This window comes from Corallococcus sp. CA054B (assembly GCF_003611625.1).
GTDB lineage: Bacteria > Myxococcota > Myxococcia > Myxococcales > Myxococcaceae > Corallococcus > Corallococcus coralloides.
On the sequence record NZ_RAVY01000036.1, the window covers coordinates 1 to 19,659 of the forward strand.

15 protein-coding genes are annotated in these 19,659 nt (G+C 71.6%); 12 read left to right on the forward strand and 3 right to left on the reverse strand.

Annotated features, from left to right (window positions below):
* From D7V80_RS11865 to D7V80_RS11895, 6 genes are all read left to right on the forward strand, one after another.
* Nucleotides 1–365: hypothetical protein (locus tag D7V80_RS11865; protein ID WP_120588263.1), on the forward strand; the 365-nt coding region annotated here is incomplete at its 5' end.
* 10 nt (nt 366–375) lie between these two features.
* Nucleotides 376–771, forward strand: coding sequence for a hypothetical protein (locus D7V80_RS11870; RefSeq protein WP_120588264.1), 396 nt, complete (start codon nt 376–378; stop codon nt 769–771).
* 489 nt (nt 772–1,260) lie between these two features.
* A complete protein-coding gene (locus D7V80_RS11880) occupies nt 1,261–1,683 on the forward strand; it encodes a hypothetical protein (RefSeq protein WP_120588266.1) in 423 nt (140 codons plus the stop codon).
* A gap of 305 nt (nt 1,684–1,988) precedes the next feature.
* Nucleotides 1,989–2,909, forward strand: coding sequence for a DUF2381 family protein (locus tag D7V80_RS11885; RefSeq protein WP_147447069.1), 921 nt, complete (start codon nt 1,989–1,991; stop codon nt 2,907–2,909).
* Nucleotides 2,906–4,840: a serine/threonine-protein kinase gene (locus D7V80_RS11890; protein WP_158616606.1), complete on the forward strand. Its 1,935-nt coding sequence runs from the start codon at nt 2,906–2,908 to the stop codon at nt 4,838–4,840. Before D7V80_RS11885 ends, D7V80_RS11890 begins: the two co-directional genes overlap by 4 nt.
* 135 nt (nt 4,841–4,975) lie before the next feature.
* Nucleotides 4,976–6,121, forward strand: coding sequence for a serine/threonine protein kinase (locus D7V80_RS11895; protein ID WP_158616607.1), 1,146 nt, complete (start codon nt 4,976–4,978; stop codon nt 6,119–6,121).
* A 56-nt stretch (nt 6,122–6,177) separates the two neighbouring features.
* On the opposite strand, the gene D7V80_RS11900 is transcribed toward D7V80_RS11895, so the two are convergent.
* Entirely contained in the window at nt 6,178–9,060 is a 2,883-nt protein-coding gene (locus tag D7V80_RS11900) for a PAS domain-containing protein (protein ID WP_120588270.1), read from the reverse strand.
* 186 nt (nt 9,061–9,246) lie between these two features.
* Here D7V80_RS11900 and D7V80_RS11905 point away from each other — a divergent pair, with 186 nt between their 5' ends.
* A complete protein-coding gene (locus D7V80_RS11905) occupies nt 9,247–9,624 on the forward strand; it encodes a response regulator (RefSeq protein WP_120588271.1) in 378 nt (125 codons plus the stop codon).
* 10 nt (nt 9,625–9,634) lie between these two features.
* On the opposite strand, the gene D7V80_RS11910 is transcribed toward D7V80_RS11905, so the two are convergent.
* Nucleotides 9,635–10,030, reverse strand: coding sequence for a response regulator (locus D7V80_RS11910; protein ID WP_233585269.1), 396 nt, complete (start codon nt 10,028–10,030; stop codon nt 9,635–9,637).
* Nucleotides 10,031–10,110: 80 nt separating this feature from the next.
* A complete protein-coding gene (locus tag D7V80_RS11915; protein WP_158616608.1) occupies nt 10,111–11,565 on the reverse strand; it encodes a response regulator in 1,455 nt (484 codons plus the stop codon).
* Nucleotides 11,566–11,857: 292 nt separating this feature from the next.
* Between D7V80_RS11915 and D7V80_RS11920 the strand changes: the two genes are divergently transcribed.
* The 5 genes from D7V80_RS11920 to D7V80_RS11940 are packed head-to-tail and all read left to right on the forward strand — an operon-like array spanning nt 11,858 to nt 19,658.
* Entirely contained in the window at nt 11,858–12,250 is a 393-nt protein-coding gene (locus D7V80_RS11920; RefSeq protein WP_120588274.1) for a response regulator, read from the forward strand.
* Complete coding sequence (locus D7V80_RS11925; protein ID WP_120588275.1) at nt 12,247–14,325, forward strand: chemotaxis protein CheA; 2,079 nt, start codon at nt 12,247–12,249, stop codon at nt 14,323–14,325. The genes D7V80_RS11920 and D7V80_RS11925 overlap by 4 nt, the downstream gene beginning before the upstream one ends.
* Nucleotides 14,322–14,768, forward strand: a complete 447-nt coding sequence (locus tag D7V80_RS11930; protein ID WP_014400320.1) for a chemotaxis protein CheW — start codon at nt 14,322–14,324, stop codon at nt 14,766–14,768. The genes D7V80_RS11925 and D7V80_RS11930 overlap by 4 nt, the downstream gene beginning before the upstream one ends.
* A complete protein-coding gene (locus D7V80_RS11935) occupies nt 14,749–17,292 on the forward strand; it encodes a methyl-accepting chemotaxis protein (RefSeq protein ID WP_120588276.1) in 2,544 nt (847 codons plus the stop codon). Before D7V80_RS11930 ends, D7V80_RS11935 begins: the two co-directional genes overlap by 20 nt.
* On the forward strand, nt 17,289–19,658 hold the full coding sequence (locus D7V80_RS11940; protein ID WP_120588277.1) for a HEAT repeat domain-containing protein: 2,370 nt from the start codon (nt 17,289–17,291) through the stop codon (nt 19,656–19,658). The genes D7V80_RS11935 and D7V80_RS11940 overlap by 4 nt, the downstream gene beginning before the upstream one ends.
* Nucleotide 19,659 lies beyond the last annotated feature (1 nt).

Genomic DNA, 19,659 nt, shown 5'->3' on the forward strand with positions numbered 1-19,659 from the left:
GGGCCGCCCTTGGCAGAGGAGGGGCTGGGGGGCACGACTGCCAGAAGGAGCATGAGGAGTGTGTGGAGAAGTGCTGGCAGAAGCGCTATCCGTGGCCGCACAGCCAGGAGCAATCCGGCTGGTATTACAAACGGTGCGTTTCCGACTGCGGCACTCAATACACGGATTGCGTCAAAGAACAGGAAACCGCCGCGCGCGAGAACGCCAAGAAACTGGAGTTCACGGAGATGGACGGCGCAATGATGTGGTTGAAGCGGCACAAGGCGGAAGTTGCCTTGGGGACCATCGTGGTGGTGGGAGGCGTCGCATTCGTCCTGACGGTCAGCGCGGCGGGTGCGTTGATCCTGGCTCCGCTTGCTCTTTAGGGAAACGTTCATGAAATACAACCAGAACTTCCGGCTGGAGGCAGTGCTCGACGCGCTTCGGCGCATCAATGAGAAGTACGGCGACGCCTCCGAGGAGGACGAAGCGCTTCGGATCTCCGCGGTCGCGTTGATCTACCTCCAGGATAGTGGGCGGATGGATGAATACCGGGAGTTCTTCCGTTCGTTCTATACGCCAGCCATCGAGGAGGTCGTCGTCGCGGGGACATTCGAAACACGGCAGGCGGCGGAAGAGTGGCTGGAGAGTGGCAAGGGACGAGATGGAGATCTCCTCCGCATCGCGGGGCAGGGGTTCCAGGTCATCAGGACCGGTGGAGGCCCGCAGACGCTTCTGCGGACCCCCCTGCCTGAAGAACTCATGAAGAAGTTCCCCCCAGGGCCGACGTAGTTGGTTCCGGCAGGCGACCTGCTGCGTGCCGGACTCCGAACCTCCCCGTCACGTCACCCGTTCGAACATCACGCCCAGGTTGCCGACCTGTTCGAGTGCGTTCCTGACCTCCTATGATGGCCGCTACTATGCATCCTGGCCCGCTGCACTGGAGACGCGGCGGCTCAGCGCTGAGAACAGGGACTTCAAGGATTGCCGTGTGCCTCGGAAGGTGGTGGATGAGCGGGGACGGACTGCAATCGTCGCGGACTACCATACCCACCCCTGGCGCTACTCACAGATGTCCTTCCAGGATCGCTGGCAGTCTCGCCAGCGGTACTCGTTCCGCGTCCAGATGGACGCCGGGTGCACCGTGCAGATGTGCGTCCCACACATCGGGCAGGATCGTCCTGGGGAGGTCTACGTGCGTCAGGAACGGCGATGGGTACTTATCGGACGCGTCGTGGACAAAGTGAATGGCATCATCCAGCCTGTGCCGGAGGCCTCTCGATGAGACGTGCGTCGCTGCTTGTTCTGTCGCTCGTTGCGTTGAGCGGGTGTTCCCTTTTCCAGCGCTCGATGCGTCATCCTCATGCGCCTCCCGAAGAGGCCCGGAAGTTCGTCTTCCCGGCCCTCCCCTTCCAGGAGGGCCGGACAACGCTCTTGGATGGTGACATCGCCACCGCCGTCCAGCTCGCGATGGATGACTTTCTCCCCTTGGACCGCGAGCCACCCAAGGACGCAACGCCAGTCGAGTTGTGCCTCTTTCGCCGCGACATCTATCAGGTGGCGGTGGAGAAGCTGCCGGACGGCACCGTCCTGGTTGGCATCTACGCGCACACAGAACTTTGCGACCCGAACGATACAGCCACGAATGCCGGTGGGCTCTACGCCGTCGACGTGCGGCGCGGCCTCATCGTCGCTCAGCAGTGATAGGAGTTCGCCCGCCACGACGCCAGGCCTGGTTGAAGCGGCACACGGCGGCAGTCGCCTTGGAGTCCGTCGTGGGGGTTGGCGGCGGCGCCAGTGCTCGACGCGCTTCGGCGCATCCATGAGAAATACGGCGACGCGTCAGAAGAGGATGAAGCGGCGAGGGGCAAGGGACGAGATGGAGCTCTCATCCTCCCTCCGGGCTCGACTTGGGTTTCGCCGCTGGACAACCCACCGCGTACCGAGCTTCGAACCTCCCCGTCACGTCAGCCCCATCTGCTAGGGTGTGATGCTGGAGGTTGCCCCGCGTGCTCGTACCCCGTGTGGTTGTCTGGCCAATGCTGCTGGTGCTGCTGGGCGCGGCGGCCCCAGAACAGCAGCGTGTCACCCGGGAGCGGAAGCTGGTGGTTCGGGCGGAGGAGGCCACGACGCTGCACCTGCTGCGCGTCGCTCCCGGGACCGTCACCACCGTCGTGTTCAACGAGGACATCCTGCCGCAATCCGTGGACACGAAGGCCCTGACGCCGCTGTTCGGGCAGCTGAAGGTGTACCCGGGCGTGATGGTGCTGCGCCCCGCCGTGGCCATGCCGGAGTCGTCCCGGCCGCTCATCACCGCGCGCTTCGCCGGAGAGGATGCGCCCCGGCAGGTGTCCTTCCTGCTCGTCACCGACCCCAGGGAGGTGGACACCGTGGTGGAGGTGTCCCGCCACGCGCTGTCCGCCGAGGACCTGGGCGAGGAGCTGGCGCTGCTGCGGGGACGGTGTGCCGCCGCCGAGGCGGGGCTCGCGACCCTGCGTGCGCAGTGCGCCCAGACCGGACTGGCGGGCGCGGTGCTTACCGGCGCGCTGGGGCCGGAGCCGGTGTCGGTGGAATGGTTTCCCAACGCCGTTGGAACGCCGGGCCTGGATGTCGTGAGGAGTGCGCTTCTCTACCGCCACATCCAAACCCGGGTGATGGCCTTCACCTTGAGAAATTCATCCGGCTCCGCACGGTGGGTGCCCGGCGTGGGACGGCTCATCCAGTTGGGGCCGGCTGAGAAGGAGGGGCAGGTCATTCATCGGGAGATTCCCGTCCGGATGTTGGAGGACCGGCTGGCACCCGGCGCGAGCGGCCAGGTGGTCCTGGAGTGGCATCTGCCAGAGGGCCTGGATCCTCAGGCCCGCTATGTGCTGGAGGTCTGGAATCAGGAAGGCGATCGCTCCGTGCGATGGAAAGGGCTGTCCCCGTGATCAGCGAGTCACCCGAGTTGGGGCTTCGACATGCGGAGGCGGTGCTGGGACGGGTCCTGCTGTCCCCCGAGTGGTTGCCGCCTGGAACCCGCGTGGACCGCTGGGAGGTGGTGGCGCGATTGGGGGCGGGAGGGTACGGCACCACGTACTCCGTGCGCCGGGCAGGCCGCCCTCAGGGCAAGCTGTATGCCTTGAAGTTGTCCCGGCGTCCCGGAGAGCGATGGTTCGCGCGGGAGGCGGAGCTGCTGGCCCGCGTGCGGCACTGTGCGGTGGTGCGGTTGATCACCCATGGCGTCTGGCGGTTGGGGCCCGTGGAACACCCCTATCTGGTGATGGAGTATGTGGAGGGAGAGTCGCTCTATGAATGGGCGCTGGCCCGCAACCCCACGGCTCGACAGGTGACGGGCCTGCTGGTGCAAGTGCTGGAGGCGCTGGCAGCCGCGCACCGCCAGGGGGCACTGCACCGGGACTTCAAGGGCGACAACGTCCTGGTCGCGCCGGACGGCAAGGTGAAGGTCCTGGACTGGGGCGCCGGTTGGTACGCGGGGGCACCCGTGCTCACCGCCACCGCCCGGTTGCCACCGGGCAGTCCGCGCTACTACAGCCCCCAGCTGTTCATGTGGCGCGTGCTGTCGGAGCGCCGGCCCGGTGCTTCCAGTCCCTATGCCTACTCCGTGGCGGACGAGCTGTATGCGGTCGGCGTGACCTTCTATCGACTGCTGACGGATCAATACCCCGCCGCGCAATGGGGAATGCCCCGGGATGCATCAGAGCCCCATGGCCTGCGCTCCGTGAGGAACCTCAACCCCCATGTGCCGGAGGAGCTGTCGGACGCCTTGATGCGGTTGCTGGCCTTCGAGCCGGAGCGGCGTCCCGAAAGCACGGCACTGCTGGCGGATGAGCTGCGCCAGCGCCTGGTGGATGTCGGTCCGGCCTGGAACGCGCCGCTGTTCGACTGGCGCGAGCGGACCGCCAGCGGCTCACGCACGACCCTGGAGGCGGAGGAGGTCCTGGGTCCCGTGATGCCGGGGCAGGAGGTCGCCCTGCGGGACGCCCGCGTCCGTCACCTGGAGGCTGTCCGTCGGCTTCGCGAAGCCCGCGAGCTGCGCAGACGCGATCCCGCGAAGGTGGCCGCCGCCGAGGCCCGGTCGCTCCGTGCCCTCCAGGCGCGGGTTCGCGGGGGCCGCTCGCATCCACTCTTCTGGGGCGCATTCGCGGTGTTGCTGGTGGGGCCGCTCGTCGCCGGCCTTACGGTGTGGGGCTTGCGGCGGGCCCTGGTGCGGGAGGAGCCCTCGCTGGCGGTGAGTGAGGCGCGAAACGTCCAGCAAATGGCGCCCCGTTCCGGGCTGGAAGAAGCTCACGGGCCATCGACGGGCACCTCCCCACCCGTCCCTCTTCCGCAGGAGAAAGAAGCCATGACCCCCCCTTCGCCGCAGCAGGCGGCCGTCATTCCCACGCCCGCTCGGTCTGGCACGCTCAAGCGGTGCTCCGCGGCAGTGGGGGCCGCCGTCCTCACGGCCTGCACGGGCGCCCAGGTGCGGCCGGACGCGAGCCGGTGTCCCACGGGGGCCCTGGAGGCGATGCGAAAGCTCGGCCTGAACAAGGGCGGCGGTGCCAGCGTCTACACGGACATCACGCAACCTGGCCTGGGCTCGGAAAAGCTCATCGTTCACGACGGCCCCATCGTCAGCCTCGTCATTCAGCAGTATGGACATCTGCCCGAGGGGACCCGCCTGTATGGGCGCCTCTGGACGGGGGAAGGCCGGGTGACGGGCCGCTACACCAAGGCGGAGCTGCCCGACGGGAGCATCCATCCCGTGTGCTTCGTCTATGGGAACCATGATGGCGGCGAGTGGGACGAGGGCTCCAAGCCCGGCGCGGTCCGGATGCCGCGCACCTTTGCCTATACTGTCGTGCACGAGTTCCCGTGAGCCATTCTTGACGGGACGCCGGGCCAGGAGAAACGTTCTAATACAACCTGATGGGTCCTGGAGAATCTGGCTACTCCAAAAGTAGTCTGGCGTTGTTCTCCAAGGAGCCTGTACGGCATGAGCCCATCCAGGACAGTGAAGTCTCCCCTCCCCGAAGTGATGTTCAAGGCCGGGTCCAAGTCGTTCGAGCTGGAGCGGATCCTGCGGCGGCGCGGCCACGGGGAGCAGCACTTCCTGGCCGTCCGGAGGCAGCCCGGACGTGAGCCCGTGCCGGTGTTCCTCCAGGCGCTGTCCATGCGCGGTGGAGACCTCTCTCCGTCGCGGGATCCGCGAGCGCGGTTGCAGGAGACGCTGGCGCTCTCACGGCTGCTGGAGCATCCGCGCATCGCGCGGCTGTACGGCGGCCATGAGGTGGCCGACCTGCTCTTCTTCGAATGGGCGCGCGTTCCGGGTTGCACGCTGGATGACGTGGCGATGCTGCCGCTGGTGTATGTGCATGCGTATCCCGAAGCGTTCCTGGTGCACGTGGGCCTCCGACTCGCGTCGCTGCTCGGGTTCCTGCATGGGAAGACGGACGCGCGGGGGACTCCGCTGGGTTTCGTGCACCGCGACCTGCATCCTCAGGGCATCCGGTTCGGACCGGATGGTGCGCTGGCGCTCACGGACCTGGGGGATGTCCTCTCCCGGATGCCGGGTCGGGTCCCCTCCAGCATCACGCGCCCGCACGGCGAGGTGTACTACGGCGCGCCAGAGGTGCTGTTCGGGGAAGACACGGATGCGCGCTCGGATCTCTTCTCGCTGGGGCTCATCCTGGTGGAGCTGGCGACGGGCCTGCATCTCTACAGTCTGCCGCGCGCGCTCATGAGCGACCTGGAGGCGCGGTTGACGGACGCGGATGCGCGGCGCGTGTTCCAGGGGATGATGGTGGGGGCGCAGGCGGGGCACGGCTCGGACGAGTATGCCGACGTCGTGATGCACGCCGCCGCCTACCGGCCAGAAGACCTGGAGTCACTGATGGCGCGGCTGTCGCCCGGACTGCGTGCCATCCTCCACCGGTTGCTGAGGCGGGAACCGTCGGAACGCTACGCGACGGCGGAGGCGCTGGAAGCCGACCTCCGCGCCCATGCGGCTACGCTGGGTGGCCCGTATGGTGGGGCAGAAGCCGCAGCGGAGTTTCAGCGGGCGCTTGAGAAGACGGCGCCACGGCTGGAGGCATTCCAGGCGGACGTGGGCGCCTTCCCATCCGGCAGCGTGTTGCACCTGTCGACGCCTGCGGTCTGAATCGGTGGGCGGGCCGTCGCGCTGGCACCGGCCCCACGCTCCCACTCTCCGGCCGGCTACCTCGCGTCGGCGTGCGGCAGCCTCACCGTGAACGTCGTGCCCGTTTCCCGCGTGGAGGTCACGTCGATGGTGCCTCCGTGCGCATGCACGATGGTCCGCACGATGTAGAGCCCCAGGCCCACGCTGCGCGTCGCCGCGTCCATGCCCGGCGCCCCGCGCTGCATGGGCTGGAAGATGCGGGGCAGCACGTCGGAGGCGATGGGGTCTCCGCCGTTGTGCACCTCCAGCAACACACTCCCGGGCACCTCCCGCAGGCGCACCGCCACCGGCGTGTCCTCCGGCGAGTACTTCAGCGCGTTGCCCAGCAGGTTGATGAGCAATTGCGTGACGCGGTCCGGATCCCAGCAGCCGCGAAGGCCCGCCTGCGGCAGCGACAGCTGGAGGTCGCGCTCCGGAGCGGTCATCCGCGCCTCCTCCACCACCTGCCGCACCAGCGCCCCCAGCTCCAGGTCCTGGCAATGGACAGGGAGCCCGCCGCCCAGGCGCGCCTGGGTGAAGTCCAGGAGGTCGCGGATCATCCGCACCGCGCGCTCCGCGGAAGCCTGGACGCGCAGGACGGCCTTCGTCGCGCGCTCGCTCAAATCCTCGCGCCGGAGCAGCGACGTCGTGCCCAGCATGATGGAGTTCAGCGGGTTGCGCAGGTCGTGTGACACGATGCCCATCAGGTACTGCTCGAACTCCGTGCGCTGGCGCGCCGCCTCCTCCGCCAGCTTGTGCTCCGTCACGTCCAGCCCCGTTCCCACGAAGCGCACGGGCCGCCCGTCCGGCCCGAAGTGCACGTGGCCCCGTCCGGAGAGCCAGCGCTCGGGCTGGCCGCCCTGGGGAGCCCGCGCGCGGAACTCGCACGCGTACTCGCCTGTGCCTCCAGGCCGGGCGGCCTCCTCCATCGCGTGCTCCACCAGGGGCCGGTCCTCCTCCAGGACGAACCGCATGGCCTCGTCGAGCGTCAGCTCGCCCTGCGCGGGCAGGCCCAGCATGGCGCGGAAGCGCGGGTCCCAGGTGGCCCGGCCCGTGGCCAGGTCGATGTCCCAGCTGCCCATGTCCGCCGCGTCCAACGCCAGCCGCAGGCGCTCCTCGCTGGCGTGCAGCGTCCCCGCCAGCCCTTCCGCCCGCTGACGGGCCTGCACGGCTTCGGTGACCTCGTTGGCGACGATGAGGATGCCCTGGAGGCCGACCTCCGTCTCGTGCAGCGGCTGGTAGACGAAGTTGAAGTAGCTGTCCTCCAGGGCGCCACCCGGGGCCCTCGCCAGTCGCGCGTGCTGTTCGTGGCCCACGTAGGGGATGCCCGTGGTGAGCACGCCGTCCAACAGCTCCCGGAAGCCCTGTCCCTTCACCTCTGTCAGGACGTTGAACAGGGGGCGGCCCAGGACCTGGTCGCTGACGCGGCCCCAGAGCTGGCAGACGCGGTCGTTGGCCAGCTCCACGACGTGCTCGGGGCCGCGGAGGATGGCGAGCGCGACAGGGGCCTTCTGCAACAGCACGTGCAGATGGCCGAGCGCCGTGTCCGCCTGGACGCGCGCGGTGCGGGCCTCCAGGAGCAGCCGTGCGCGCCCGCTCTCCTCCTCCCGCTGCAGGGTGACGTCCTGCATGGCGCCCACCATGCGCACGCCCAGGCCCGTCGCGTCGCGCAGGATGACGCCCGTGTCCATCACCCGCACGGCCTCACCCTCGCGGTTGAAGAACCGGTACTCGTCCTGCCAGCGTGCCTGCGTGCCCTGGATGGCCGCGTGGATGCCGTGCCGCACCCGCTCCCGGTCCTCCGGGTGGATGCGCGCGACCCACCAGTCCGCCACGGGGCCAATCTCGTCGGGCGCGAAGCCGAGCAGCCTGCGCGTCTCCCCGCTCCAGGTGACCTCCTGCGTGAGCAGGTTCCAATCCCAGACGGTGTCCGCGGCGGCCTGGCTGGCCAACCGGTAGCGCGACTCCGACACCTCCAGCCGCGTGGCGGTCTCCCGCAGCTGGCCCATCAGCTGGGCGCGGTCGAGGATGCCGGAGAAGTACTCCACCAGCGTCTCCATGAAGCGCTTGGTCTGAGGCGGCACCGGCCGCGCCTCCGCGAAGCCCACGCAGAGCACGCCCATCAGGTCGCCGTGGGGCCACAGCCGCAGGCCCAGGAGCGTGCTCCACCCGAGGGCGTGCAGCCCGTCGAGCGCGGCGTCCTCCAGGCCCCGCGCCTGGGTGAGCACCAGCGGCTCCTCCGAGCGCGCCACCCGGCCCAGGAAGGACGGCCCTTGCGCATCCACCCACCGGCCGGGAGGTGGAACGCGGTGCCTGGTGTGCACGACGGGGACCATCCTCCGGCCTCCCGGCTCCACGAGGAACAGCTCCGCGCCGGCGGCCTCCAGCGCGCGGACGATGAGCTCCACCAGCGGCTTCAGCAGACCCTGAATGTCCGCGCCGCACTCCAGCGACCGGGGCGCCAGCGCGTCCATCTGGCGCAGGAAGCGCTTCTCCCGCTGGCGGTCCTCCAGCGAGTAGCCGGAGAAGAGGACCACCACGTGGTCCATGGCCTCTTCAAGCTGCTGGAAGAGGCACTGCATGCCCGCGGCGCTGGGCTTGCGCTCCGGCTGGACGTCCTCCCAGAGCTGGGGGATGAGCCGCCCCAGCAGCGTGTATTCGTCCGTCGCGTCCTCCTGCGTGGCGCCCACGCGCAACCGCAGGTTGATGTGGGCCTCCTCCAGGCGCGCCCGCGTCTCCAGCCGCTCCGGTGTGGGGCCGTGCCGGCAGATGGCCGCCACCGCGTGGAGATATTCCGGGAGCGTGGAGATGAGCTCCGACGGCTTCAGCCCCTGCGTGCTCTCCAGCCCGCGCGCGGCTTCCGCGAAGCGCCGCACCAGGACGTCCAGGTTCGCTTCGATGAAGTCCGCGACGAGGTTCATGGGGCCGTAATGAAGGGGGTAGGGGCTCGGGCCCTCAGGTGCAATGGACCCACCCTGTTTTCACCGAGGATTCCCGGCAGGCGAACAGGCAGGGGCCCGCCCCGCGTGAAATCATCGCGCGCCGTGACGGGCAGGGGGGCACGTCTTCCTTGGCGCTCGTAGCAATACCTGCGTAGGCTGCCGTCCGTGAGCAGCACCCCCTCGCGTTCCATCATCCTCATCGTTGACGACGAACCGGACCTGCGCGAGGTGGTGGCGGAGCTGCTGGAGATGGAGGACTACACGGTGCTCCAGGCCGCCAACGGCCAGGCCGCGCTGGAGGTCCTCGCCGCCAACGAGCAGCCCTGCCTGGTGCTGCTGGACCTCATGATGCCAGTGATGGACGGACACGAGTTCCTCCACCGGCTGCGGGAGGACGCGCGCTACCGCGAGCTGCCCGTGCTGATGCTCACCGCCCACTTCTCCGCCAAGGCCCCGCCGGGCACGGTGGGCCTGCTGCGCAAGCCCGTGGACATCGCGGAGCTGTTGGCCATGGTGGCGCGGCACTGTCCCGCCGCCGCCTGAGCGCCCGGCTTCACGCGGACGCGGTGTGCACCGCGATGGCGTCCAGCAGCGCCTCCAGCTTCACCGGCTTGCCCAGCCGTCCGGCCACGCCTTGCGGCAGGGGCAGGGTGGGGTGCGCCGTCAGCACCAGCACCTGCGTGAGCGCGAGCGCACCCGTGCCGCGCAGGTGTTCGATGAAGGCGTGGCCGTCCATCACCGGCATCACCAGGTCCAGCAGGACGAGGGCGGGCATCCGCTCCTGCTCCGCCAGCAGGTTCAGCGCGACCTGGCCGTTCGCCGCCGTGAGGACGCGGTAGCCCTCCGACTCCAGGATTTCGCGCAGCGCCTCGCGGACGTCCTCGTTGTTCTCAACGAGGAGCAGGGTGGTGCGGTGTTGCGCAATGGACACGCGTGCACGGTAGGGCACGGACCCCAGCGTTTCCAGGGGGCTCGAGGGCCTGGACGCTCGGAAGGCACGGGGGCGGGTGTTCCCGCGCCCTCCGGGATTCATGCCCCCCCACGCGGCAGCGTCAGGGTGAAGACGGTCCGCTGTGCATCCGATGTCACGGTGAGCGTGCCCCGGTGGCCCCGGGCAATCTGGTCGGAGATGAAGAGGCCCAGGCCCAGGCCAGACGGAACATGCGCGCCCGTGCGCGCGCGCTGGAAGGGATGGAAGAGCAGCTCCAGCTCCTCCGGGGCAATGGGCTCCCCGGCGTTGGTCACCCGCGCGATGGCCTGCTCCGCCTCGCCCACGAGCGACAGCTCCACGGTGGCGTCCGGCGGGCTGTACTGGAGCGCGTTGCCCACCAGGTTGCTCAACACCTGCGCCAGCCTGTCCGCGTCCCAGTTCCCCGTGAGGGGGCCCGTGGACGTCACCTTCACCGTGCGGCGCGGGTGCACCAGCTCCAGTTCCTCCACCACCTGTCGCGCCACCTGCCCCAGGTCCGTGGCAGCCGGGTTCAGCGGGATGCCGCTGCCCAGCCGGCTGCGCGTGAAGTCGAGCAGCTCCGTGATCATCCGCGTCATCCGGTCCGTGCTGTTGATGATGCGGCTGGCGGTGCGCTCCAGCGCGGGGGGCAGCTGCTCGCTGGCGACGAGGAAGCTGGCGCCCATGCGGATGGAGTTGAGCGGGTTGCGCAGGTCGTGGCCCACGATGCCCAGGAAGCGCTCGCGGAACTCCGCGGTCGAGCGCAGCTCGGCTTCCGCCTCCTTGAGCCGGGTGACGTCCACCATCACGGTGCCCACGCCCACCACGTCCCCCCGGGCGGTGCGCACCGGGTGGTAGCTGGCCATCACGTACAGCTCGCCGTGGGGCGCGTCCGGGTGCTCCAGCGTGAAGCCCAGCTCCTCGGCGGGCTCGCCCGTCTCCATGACGCGGCGGAGGAGGGGCTCCAGCCGGGGGGCGAAGCGGGGCAGGACCTCCGCCAGCGTCCGGCCCGGGTAGGCGTCCACGGACAGCCCGTCCAGCTTCGCCATGCGCGCGTTGACGCGCACGAAGCGCAGGTCCCGGTCCATCAGCGACAGCCCCACGGGCGAGGACGTGAGCAGCGCGTCCAGCTGCGCGAACACCTCCGCCTTCTCCTCGCTGGTGCGCCGCACGTCGTCCACCAGCCGCTTGGTGCGCGCGAGCGCGTCCACCCGCGCGCGCACCTCCTCCGTGCGGAATGGCTTGGCCACGTAGTCGTTGGCCCCCGCGCGCAGGCCCTGCACCAGGTCCTCCGGCCGCCCGTGCGAGGTGAGCAGCAGCACCGGCAGGGCCTGGGTCTCCCGCTGTCCGCGCAGGAACTGACAGACCTCAGGACCGGACATTCCTGGCATCTCCCAATCCAACACCACGACGTCTGGCGCCCGCCCGGTGTGCAGCCTTTCGAGCATCGCGGCGCCGTCCGGGAACGTCTCCACCTGGAAGCCCGTTCCCAGCGCGGTCTTGATGAAGCGCGCCTCGCTGGCGCTGTCGTCCACCACCCAGACGCATGGTGCGTTTTCCAGGGGGAGCGGAGGCGGGCCCGGCAGTCGGGGGAAGGAAGCGTCGGTGGGAGGAGGCGGGCGCATGGATGGAATTCGGTCCCCAGGGCGGAAAAACAACGGGGCGCAGGGTGCCGGATGTACGGGCAGCCGTGGCGCTTCGTCGCCCGCCGTGGCACATCGTCCAAGGCGGGCGTGGACCAGCCAACGTTCAACGCGCGCCTGATGACTCATTTCTTTCAGCGGGTCGGAATCGATCTAGCTTGGCCGGTCGTTTCCAGAGGACGCCATGCCCGAGGTACTCGTCGTCGATGACAGCAAGGTAATGCGCGACATGGTGGTCGCCTGCCTGCGGCCCTATCCGGAAAGCCACTTCACCCAGGCGTCCAGCGGTTTGGAAGCCATTGAGCAGCTGTCGCTCAAGCCGTACGACCTGCTCGTCCTGGACCTCAACATGCCGGACATCGGTGGCATTGAAGTGGTGGAGTTCGTGCGCGGACAGGATCACCTGCGCAACCTACCCATCATCATCGTCACCACGCGCGGCGACGAGGCGTCTCGCGAGCGCGCGCTGCAGGCCGGCGCGGACCGCTTCATGACCAAACCCTTCACTCCGGACTCCATCCAAAGCGCCGCCCGGGCCCTTCTGGAGAAAACCCCGGCCGAGGCGCCGCGCGGGTGACCGGAACCGGGGAGTTCGCTGAGTTCCTCCCCGCCTACCTGGCGGAGGCGGATGAGTTGCTCGCCTCCGCGCAGAAGGACCTGCTCGCGGTGGAGGAGGCCGTGCGCAAGGGGCAAACCCAGCCCCGCGCCGTCCGCGAGCTGTTCCGCGCGCTGCACACGCTCAAGGGCCTGTCCGCCATGGTGGACGTGGAGCCCGTCGTCTCCCTGGCGCACTGGATGGAGGCGTCGCTGCGGCTGGCGGATCAAGCCGGCGGCCGGCTGCCCGAGTCCAGCGTGGAGCCGCTGGTGGAGGGCCTGCGCGCCATCGAGCTGCGCGTGCGGCAGCTGGGCGCCGGAAAGACGGCGTCGCCCGCGCCCGCGAACCTGCTGGAGCGGCTGGAGGCGCTGGGGCCGCAGGTGCGGGACGCGGTCCCCCAGCGGGCCCGGCCCGTGAAGCTGGACGCGGAGGCCTCGTTCGCCTCCCGCCTGGCCCCGTCCGAGCGCGAGCAGCTGGAGGGCGGGCTCGCCGCGGGCCAGCGCGCGCTGCGGCTGGACTTCGTGCCGTCGTCGGAGCGCGCCGCGAAGGGCCTCAACATCAACACCGTGCGCGAGCGCGTGGCGAAGCTCGCGGACATCGTGAAGGTGCTGCCCCTGTCCGGCGCCGCCGCGGGGGGCGCGTCGCTCGCGTTCGCGCTGCTGCTCATCACCCGCGCGGAGGACGCCGTGCTGCTGGACGCGGTGGGCGGCGCTCCCGCCACGGTGCGCTCGCTGGAGGCGCCCGCGCTCGCGGAAGCCCCGCCCGAGGACGGAGACGGGGGCTCCGGAGACGTGGCGGGCCTGCCCGGCGCCGCCGTCCTCGAGGAGGAGCTGGACGAGCCGGAGGTGCGCCGGGGCGGTGGCCTCCTGCGCGTGGAGGTGTCCCGGCTGGACGAGGCCATGGAGTGGCTGGCGTCGCTCGTGGTCAACCGCTCGCGGCTGATGCGCGCGGTGGCGGCGCTCACCCAGGCGGGCGCGCCCACGCGCGAAATCACCGCCATCCTCCAGGAGAACGGCCGGCAGCTGCGCGACCTGCGCTCCGCCATCCTGCGGCTGCGCATGGTGCGCGTGGGGGACGTGCTGGAGCGGCTGCCCCTGCTGGTGCGCGGCCTGCGCCGCGCCACGGGCAAGGCGGTGCGGCTGGAGCTGGACGTGGGCGACGCGGAGCTGGACAAGGCGGTGGCGGACCGGCTGCTGCCCGCGCTGGTGCACCTGGTGCGCAACGCCGTGGACCACGCGCTGGAGTCCCCCGAGGAGCGCCAGGCCGCGAGCAAGCCCGCCGAAGGGCTGGTGCGCCTCAGCTGCCACGCCAGCGCCAATGGCCAGCTGGAGCTCACCCTGCGCGACGACGGGCGCGGCGTGGACGCGAAGGCGGTGGCGAAGGCGGCGAACGCCCCCGTGCCGGACTCCGTGGACGCGCTGCTGGACCTGTTGTGCCGGCCCGGCCTGTCCACGCGCCAGGAGGCCACGCGCACCAGCGGCCGGGGCATGGGCATGGACATCGTGCGCCGCATCGTCGTGGAGCAGCTGGGCGGCGAGTTGCGCATGGAGACGCGCAAGGGCGTGGGCACCACCTTCACCGTGTGCGTCCCCCTGACGGTGACGCTGATGGACGCCATCGTCTTTGAATGCGCGGGCCGCCGGTACGCGGTCGCGGTGGGCACCGTGGAGGAGCTCATCGACGTCACCGGCGTGGTGCGCCCCGCGGGCGCGGATGGCCTGGGGCTGGTGGAGCGCCGGGGCGCGGCGGTGCCGCTGGTGTCGCTGGCGCGGCTGCTGGATGCGCCCGTGAACGCCAGCGCGGCGGGCCAGGGCGCCAAGGCGCTCATCGTGCGCCAGCGCGGGGAGCCGGTGGCCTTCGCGGTGGACCGGCTGGTGGGACAGCAGGAGATCGTGCTGCGGCCGCTGGAGGATCCGCTCGTGCGCGTGCCCGGCGTGGCGGGCGCCACGGACCTGGGTGACGGACAGCCCACGCTGGTGCTGGACCTGGGCGCGCTGGGTGCGGCGCGCGCGGGCCGCCGCAAGCGGGCGTCCAGGGCAGGGGAGTGGGTGTCATGAACGTGCTGCACGTGCTGTTCAAGGTGGACGGGACGGAATACGCGATGCCCGCGGCGGACGTGGTGCAGATGGAGTCCTTCACCGGCGCGACGCCGGTGCCCGGGGCGCCTTCGCACGTGGCCGGCCTGGTGCAGGTGCGCGGCCGGGTCATCCCGGTGGTGGACGCGCGCGTCCGCTTCGGGCTGCCGGCGGGGACGCAGTCCCTGGATTCACGGGTGGTGGTGGGGCAGCTGGGCGAGCGCACCGTGGGGCTGCTCGTGGACAGCGCCCGCGAGGTGTTGAAGCTGGACCCCCGCACCATCCAGCCGCCCCCACCCATGGTGGTGGAGGGCGCGAAGGGGTTCGTGAAGGCCGTGGCGCAGGTAGGCCCGCGGCTGGTGATGCTCATTGATTTCCCCCGGGTGGTGGGGGAGGAGGCGGCGGATGTCGACGGACAACGGTAACAGCGTGCGCAAGCTGGAGGACGCTCGCGCGCTGGCGGAGCGCGCCTCGCTCCAGGTGGCGGAAGGCGTGGGGCTGGTGAAGTCCACCGAGCAGCTGGCGGCGCGGCTCGCGTCCGCGGGCAACGACCAGGCGGCGGCGGGCGAGCAGGTGCGGATCGCCATCGAGTCCGTGGCCTCGCAGGTGGAGCAGACGGGCATCGCGGTGCAGGCGCTGGTGCGCAGCCAGTCGTCCGTGGGCGACGCGGCGAAGGGCGTGCAGCAGGAGGCGGAGACCACCGCGGCCACGATGCAGGAGGTGACGGCGTCGGTGTCCGGCGTGCGCAAGGACGCGGGCACGCTCGCCTCCAGCGCGGACGTGACGGCCTCCACGCTGGAGGAGGTGGCGCGCTCGGTGAAGGGCGTGAGCGCCAACGCGGAGGACCTGGCCGCCTCCAGCGAGGAGCTCCTGGCGAGCATGCAGGAGATGACCGCCACGGTGGAGGACCTGGTCTCGCGCAACCAGACCAGCGCCGCCACCACGGAGGAGGTCGCCGCCACCATTGAAGAGATGTCCAAGGGCATCACCCGGCTGGCCGCGGACGCGCAGGGCGTGGGCGAGCGCATGGGGCAGGTGTCCGGCGCCGTGGTGTCCCTGGGCAAGACGCTCCAGGACGTGGTGCGCGACGCGGCCACCATGTCCTCCAGCGTGGAGGACGCGGCCGCCGCCACGGAGCAGGTGGCCCGCAGCGTGCGCGGCGTGGCCGAGCACACGCGCACCCTGGAGGCGAGCACCGTCACCACCGCGTCCACCGTGCAGGAGGTGGCCGCCAGCGTGGAGGAGGTGGCCGCCACCGCGGAGAAGAACGCCGCCGTGGTGGACGCCAACGCGGCCACCATCGAGGAGCTGTCGCGCTCCGCCCAGGCGGTGGCCCGCGCGGCGGAGAGCATCAACACCCAGGCGTCCACCAGCGCCACCGCGTCCTCGCAGCTGGAGTCCTCCACGCGCCGCGCGGCGCAGCTGACGGAGGAGGCGCGGCTGGCCGCGGAGCGCGTGGGCACGAGCGCGCGCGAGGGCGGCGCCACGGTGGCGCGCTCCATCGCGGGCTTCGGCCGCATCCGCCAGTCCATCGTGGAGTCGTCCGGGGTGATGAAGGAGATGGGCCGGCGCGCCGAGGAGATTGGCGACATCGTGCAGACCATCAACCTCATCGCGGACCGCACCAACCTCCTGTCGCTCAACGCCAGCATCGAGGCGGCGCGCGCGGGCGAGCACGGCCGCGGCTTCGCGGTGGTGGCGGAGGAGATCCGCGCCCTGGCGGACCGCGCGGCGGCGGCCAGCAGCGACGTGGCGAAGATTGTCCGGGGACTCCAGACGACGGCGCGCGAGGCGGCGGTGGCCACCGGCGAGGGCGTGCGCGCGGCGGACGAGGGCGCGGCGCTGGCGGGAGACGCGGAGCGCGCGCTGGGCACCATCCTCAAGGGCGTGGACGAGGTGGGCTCGAACGTGCGCGAGGCGTCGCGCGCGTCGGCGGAGCAGGTGCAGGCGGTGCAGGCGCTGGTGCAGGCCACGGCGAAGGTGAGCGAGCAGGGGCGGCTCATCGCCGCGTCCGCGGTGGAGCAGGCGCAGGCCGCGCAGGCGCTGACCCAGGGCGGCACGGAGATGCGGCGCATGGCGCGGCAGACCACCCAGGCCACCCAGGACCAGGCCAAGGCGCTGCGCGACGCGGTGCGCTCCAACAACCAGCTGACGGAGGTGGCGGAGAAGGTGTCGCGCGCGATGCAGGAGCAGGCGCAGGCCGCCACGGACCTGGCCCGCGGCACCGCGCAGATGCGCCAGCTGGTGCAGGGCGTGAGCGCCGCGGTGATGGCGCAGGGCCAGCAGGTGGGGGCGCTGGGCGCCACGGCGCAGGAGGTGGCGGCCTCCACGCAGCGCACGCTCACCGGCATCTCGGAGCAGGCCAAGGCCGCGCAGGAGGTGGCGAAGGCCATGGAGGCCACGCGCAAGGAGGTGGCCCAGTCCACGCGCGCCATGTCGGAGCAGGCCCGCGCGCTCAAGCAGGGCGAGCTCGCCAGCCGCCAGGTGGCCACCCTGGCCAAGGAGGTCACGCGCGCCACGGACGAGCAGGCCCAGGCGCTCACGTCGCTGGTGCGCGGCGCGGAGGAGGTGCGCCGGGTGGCGAAGTCCACCGCGCGCGCGCTGGATGAGCAGACGGACGCCCTGTCCCTGCTCACCGTGTCCGCCACGAAGCAGGCCACGGGCGTGGCGGCGGTGGCGAGGGCCGCCATGGACCAGGCCGCGATGAGCGAACAGCTGGGCCGGTCGGTGGAGGACATGCGGATCCGCGCGAAGGAGATCGCCGGCACCACGGCGGAGCAGGCGCGCGCCATGGCCGTCACCGCCCAGGAGGTGAAGGAGGTGGCGGGCCGGCTGGGGCAGCTGTCGCGGCTGCACGGAGAGCAGGTGGAGGGCTTGAGTCACCTGAGCGGCCTGTTGGGCGCCACGGAGCCGGGGACGTCCCGGAACACACGGGAGCAGGCCACGTGAGCAGCACGACCGCGAAACAACACCCGTTGTCGCTGTCCGCGGAGGACCGCGCCCGGGTGGAAGAGGTGGAGCAGCTGGCGCGCCGGGGGCCGGCGAGCCTGCCGGTGCTGGTGAACGGGCTGGACGCGCCGTCGTGGGCGGTGCGCCGCGCCGTGGTGTCCGCGCTGGCGCGCCTGGGCTCCGCCGCGGTGGAGCCCCTGTGTGAGGTGCTGCGCCACCGCCGGGACAACGAGGCGCGCATCGCCGCGGCGGTGGACGCGCTGGTGGCCGCCACGGGCGAGGTGGAGGGCCCGGTGGAGCTGTTGGGGGACGACCCCAACCCGGCCATCGTCTGTGACGCCGCCCAGGTGCTGGGACGCCGCCGCAGCCGGAGGTCCGTGCCGCTGTTGTCGCGGCTCATCGTCCATCCGGACGACAACGTGGCGGTGGCCGCCATCGAGGCGCTGGGCCGCGTGGGCGGCGGCGCGGCGGTGGACGCGCTCCTGTCCTCGCTGGGGAGCGGCAACTTCTTCCGCATCTTCCCCGCCATCGACGTGCTGGGCCGCTCGGGCGACCCCACCGTCGTGCCGGCGCTGATGGCGCTCTTGTCCGACCCCTTCTACGTCCTGGAGGCGGCGCGCGCGCTGGGCCGCACCGGCCAGGAGGCCTCGGTGCCCGCGCTGGTGGGACTGCTCCAGCGCGGCAACGACGCGGTGGTGCGCGTGGCGGCGGTGGCGCTGGTTGAAATCCACGACGCGCAGGTGCAGCGCTTCGGCGGCGCTCGCACGGTGCCGTCGGTGCTGCGCTCCAGCTCGGCGGAGCCGCACCCCACCGGACGCCGGCTGGCCCAGGTCATCGCGGGCGCGGACGCGGGGGAGAAGACCGCGGTGGCGCGCCTGCTGGGCTGGGTGGGCGGCGCGGACGCGGCCACGGGGCTCCTGAAGCTCCTGGACTCGCAGGACCTGGGCGTGTCGCGCGCGGCCGCGGCGGCCCTGGGCGAGCTGGGCGCGGAGGCGGACGCGCAGATCCTGCAGGCGCTGCGCGAGGGCGACAGCTCGCGCAGGCGGGTGCTCCTGCCGCTGGTGGGCAAGCGCTCCGCGGCGGTGCCGGACGTGCTCCTGTGCCTGGAGGACCGGGACGCGACGGTGCGCGCGCTGGCGGCGGAGACGCTGTCGCGCATTGGCGACCCGTCCGCGGTGCCGGCCCTGTTCGCGCGGCTGGCGGACGAGGACCCGCGCGTGTCGCAGGCGGTGGTGGGCGCCATCCAGTCGCTGGGCAGCGATATGACGGAGACGCTGGCGCTGGAGGCGGCGCGCTCCACGGACGCGCGCCAGCGGCGGGCGGCGCTGCGCATCGTGGCGTACTTCGGCTACCCGCGCGGCCTGGACGCGCTGCTGCTGGCCATGCGGGACCCGGACGAGCGGCTGCGCGACGCGGCCATCTACGGCCTGCCCTTCATCGACGACCCGCGCGCGGTGGACGCGCTGCTGGCCGCCGCGAGCCATGAGTCGGAGCGCACGCGCGCCACCGCCATGCGCGCGCTGGGCCAGACGGACAAGCAGGCGCGCATCACCTCCACGCTGCTGGGCGGTTTGAACGACCGCGACCCGTGGGTGCGCTACTACGCGTGCCAGTCGCTGGGGAAGCTCAACGAGGAGGCCGCCGCGGACGCCATCGTCGCGCTGGCCAACGACGACGCGGGCCAGGTGCGCGTGGCGGTGGTGGACGCGCTGGCGCACATGCACACGGAGAGCGCCATGGCGGCGCTGCGCCGGGCGGCCTCGTCCGCGGACGCCGACGTGCGCCGCGCGGCCCTGCTGGGGCTGGGCGTGGCCCGGCGGCCGGACGCGCTGCCGGTGCTGCTGGAGGCGGTGCACTCGGAGGACCCGGCCACGCGGCTGGTGGCCCTGTCCGCCGTGGCGGAGTACGACGCGCCGGAGACGCTGCCCGCGCTCCTGCGCGCCGCCGGGGACCGGGATGACAGCGTGCGCAGCGCGGCGGTGGGCTTCCTCGCCACGCGCACGGGCTCGCACGCGACGCAGCAGCTGGTGTCGCTCCTGGGCGACATGATGCTGCGCGAGCAGGTGGTGTCCGCGCTGGCGCTGCCCGTGGAGGGGCGCCTGCCCGGGCTGATGGCGGCGCTGGAGGCCGCGGACGACGCGACGGCGCCCCTGCTGGTGGCGGCGCTGGCGCGCATGCGCCGGGCGGACGCGAGGGCGGCGCTGATGCAGTCGCTCGTCAGCGCGAGCCCCGCGGGCCGCCGGGCCACCGCGCCCGCGGTGGCGGCGCTGGGCACGGTGGAGGCGCGCGAGGCGCTGGACAAGGCGGCCCACCGCGACGAGGACCCCGAAGTGCGCCGCGCCTGCCTGTTGGCCCTGGGCCGCTAGA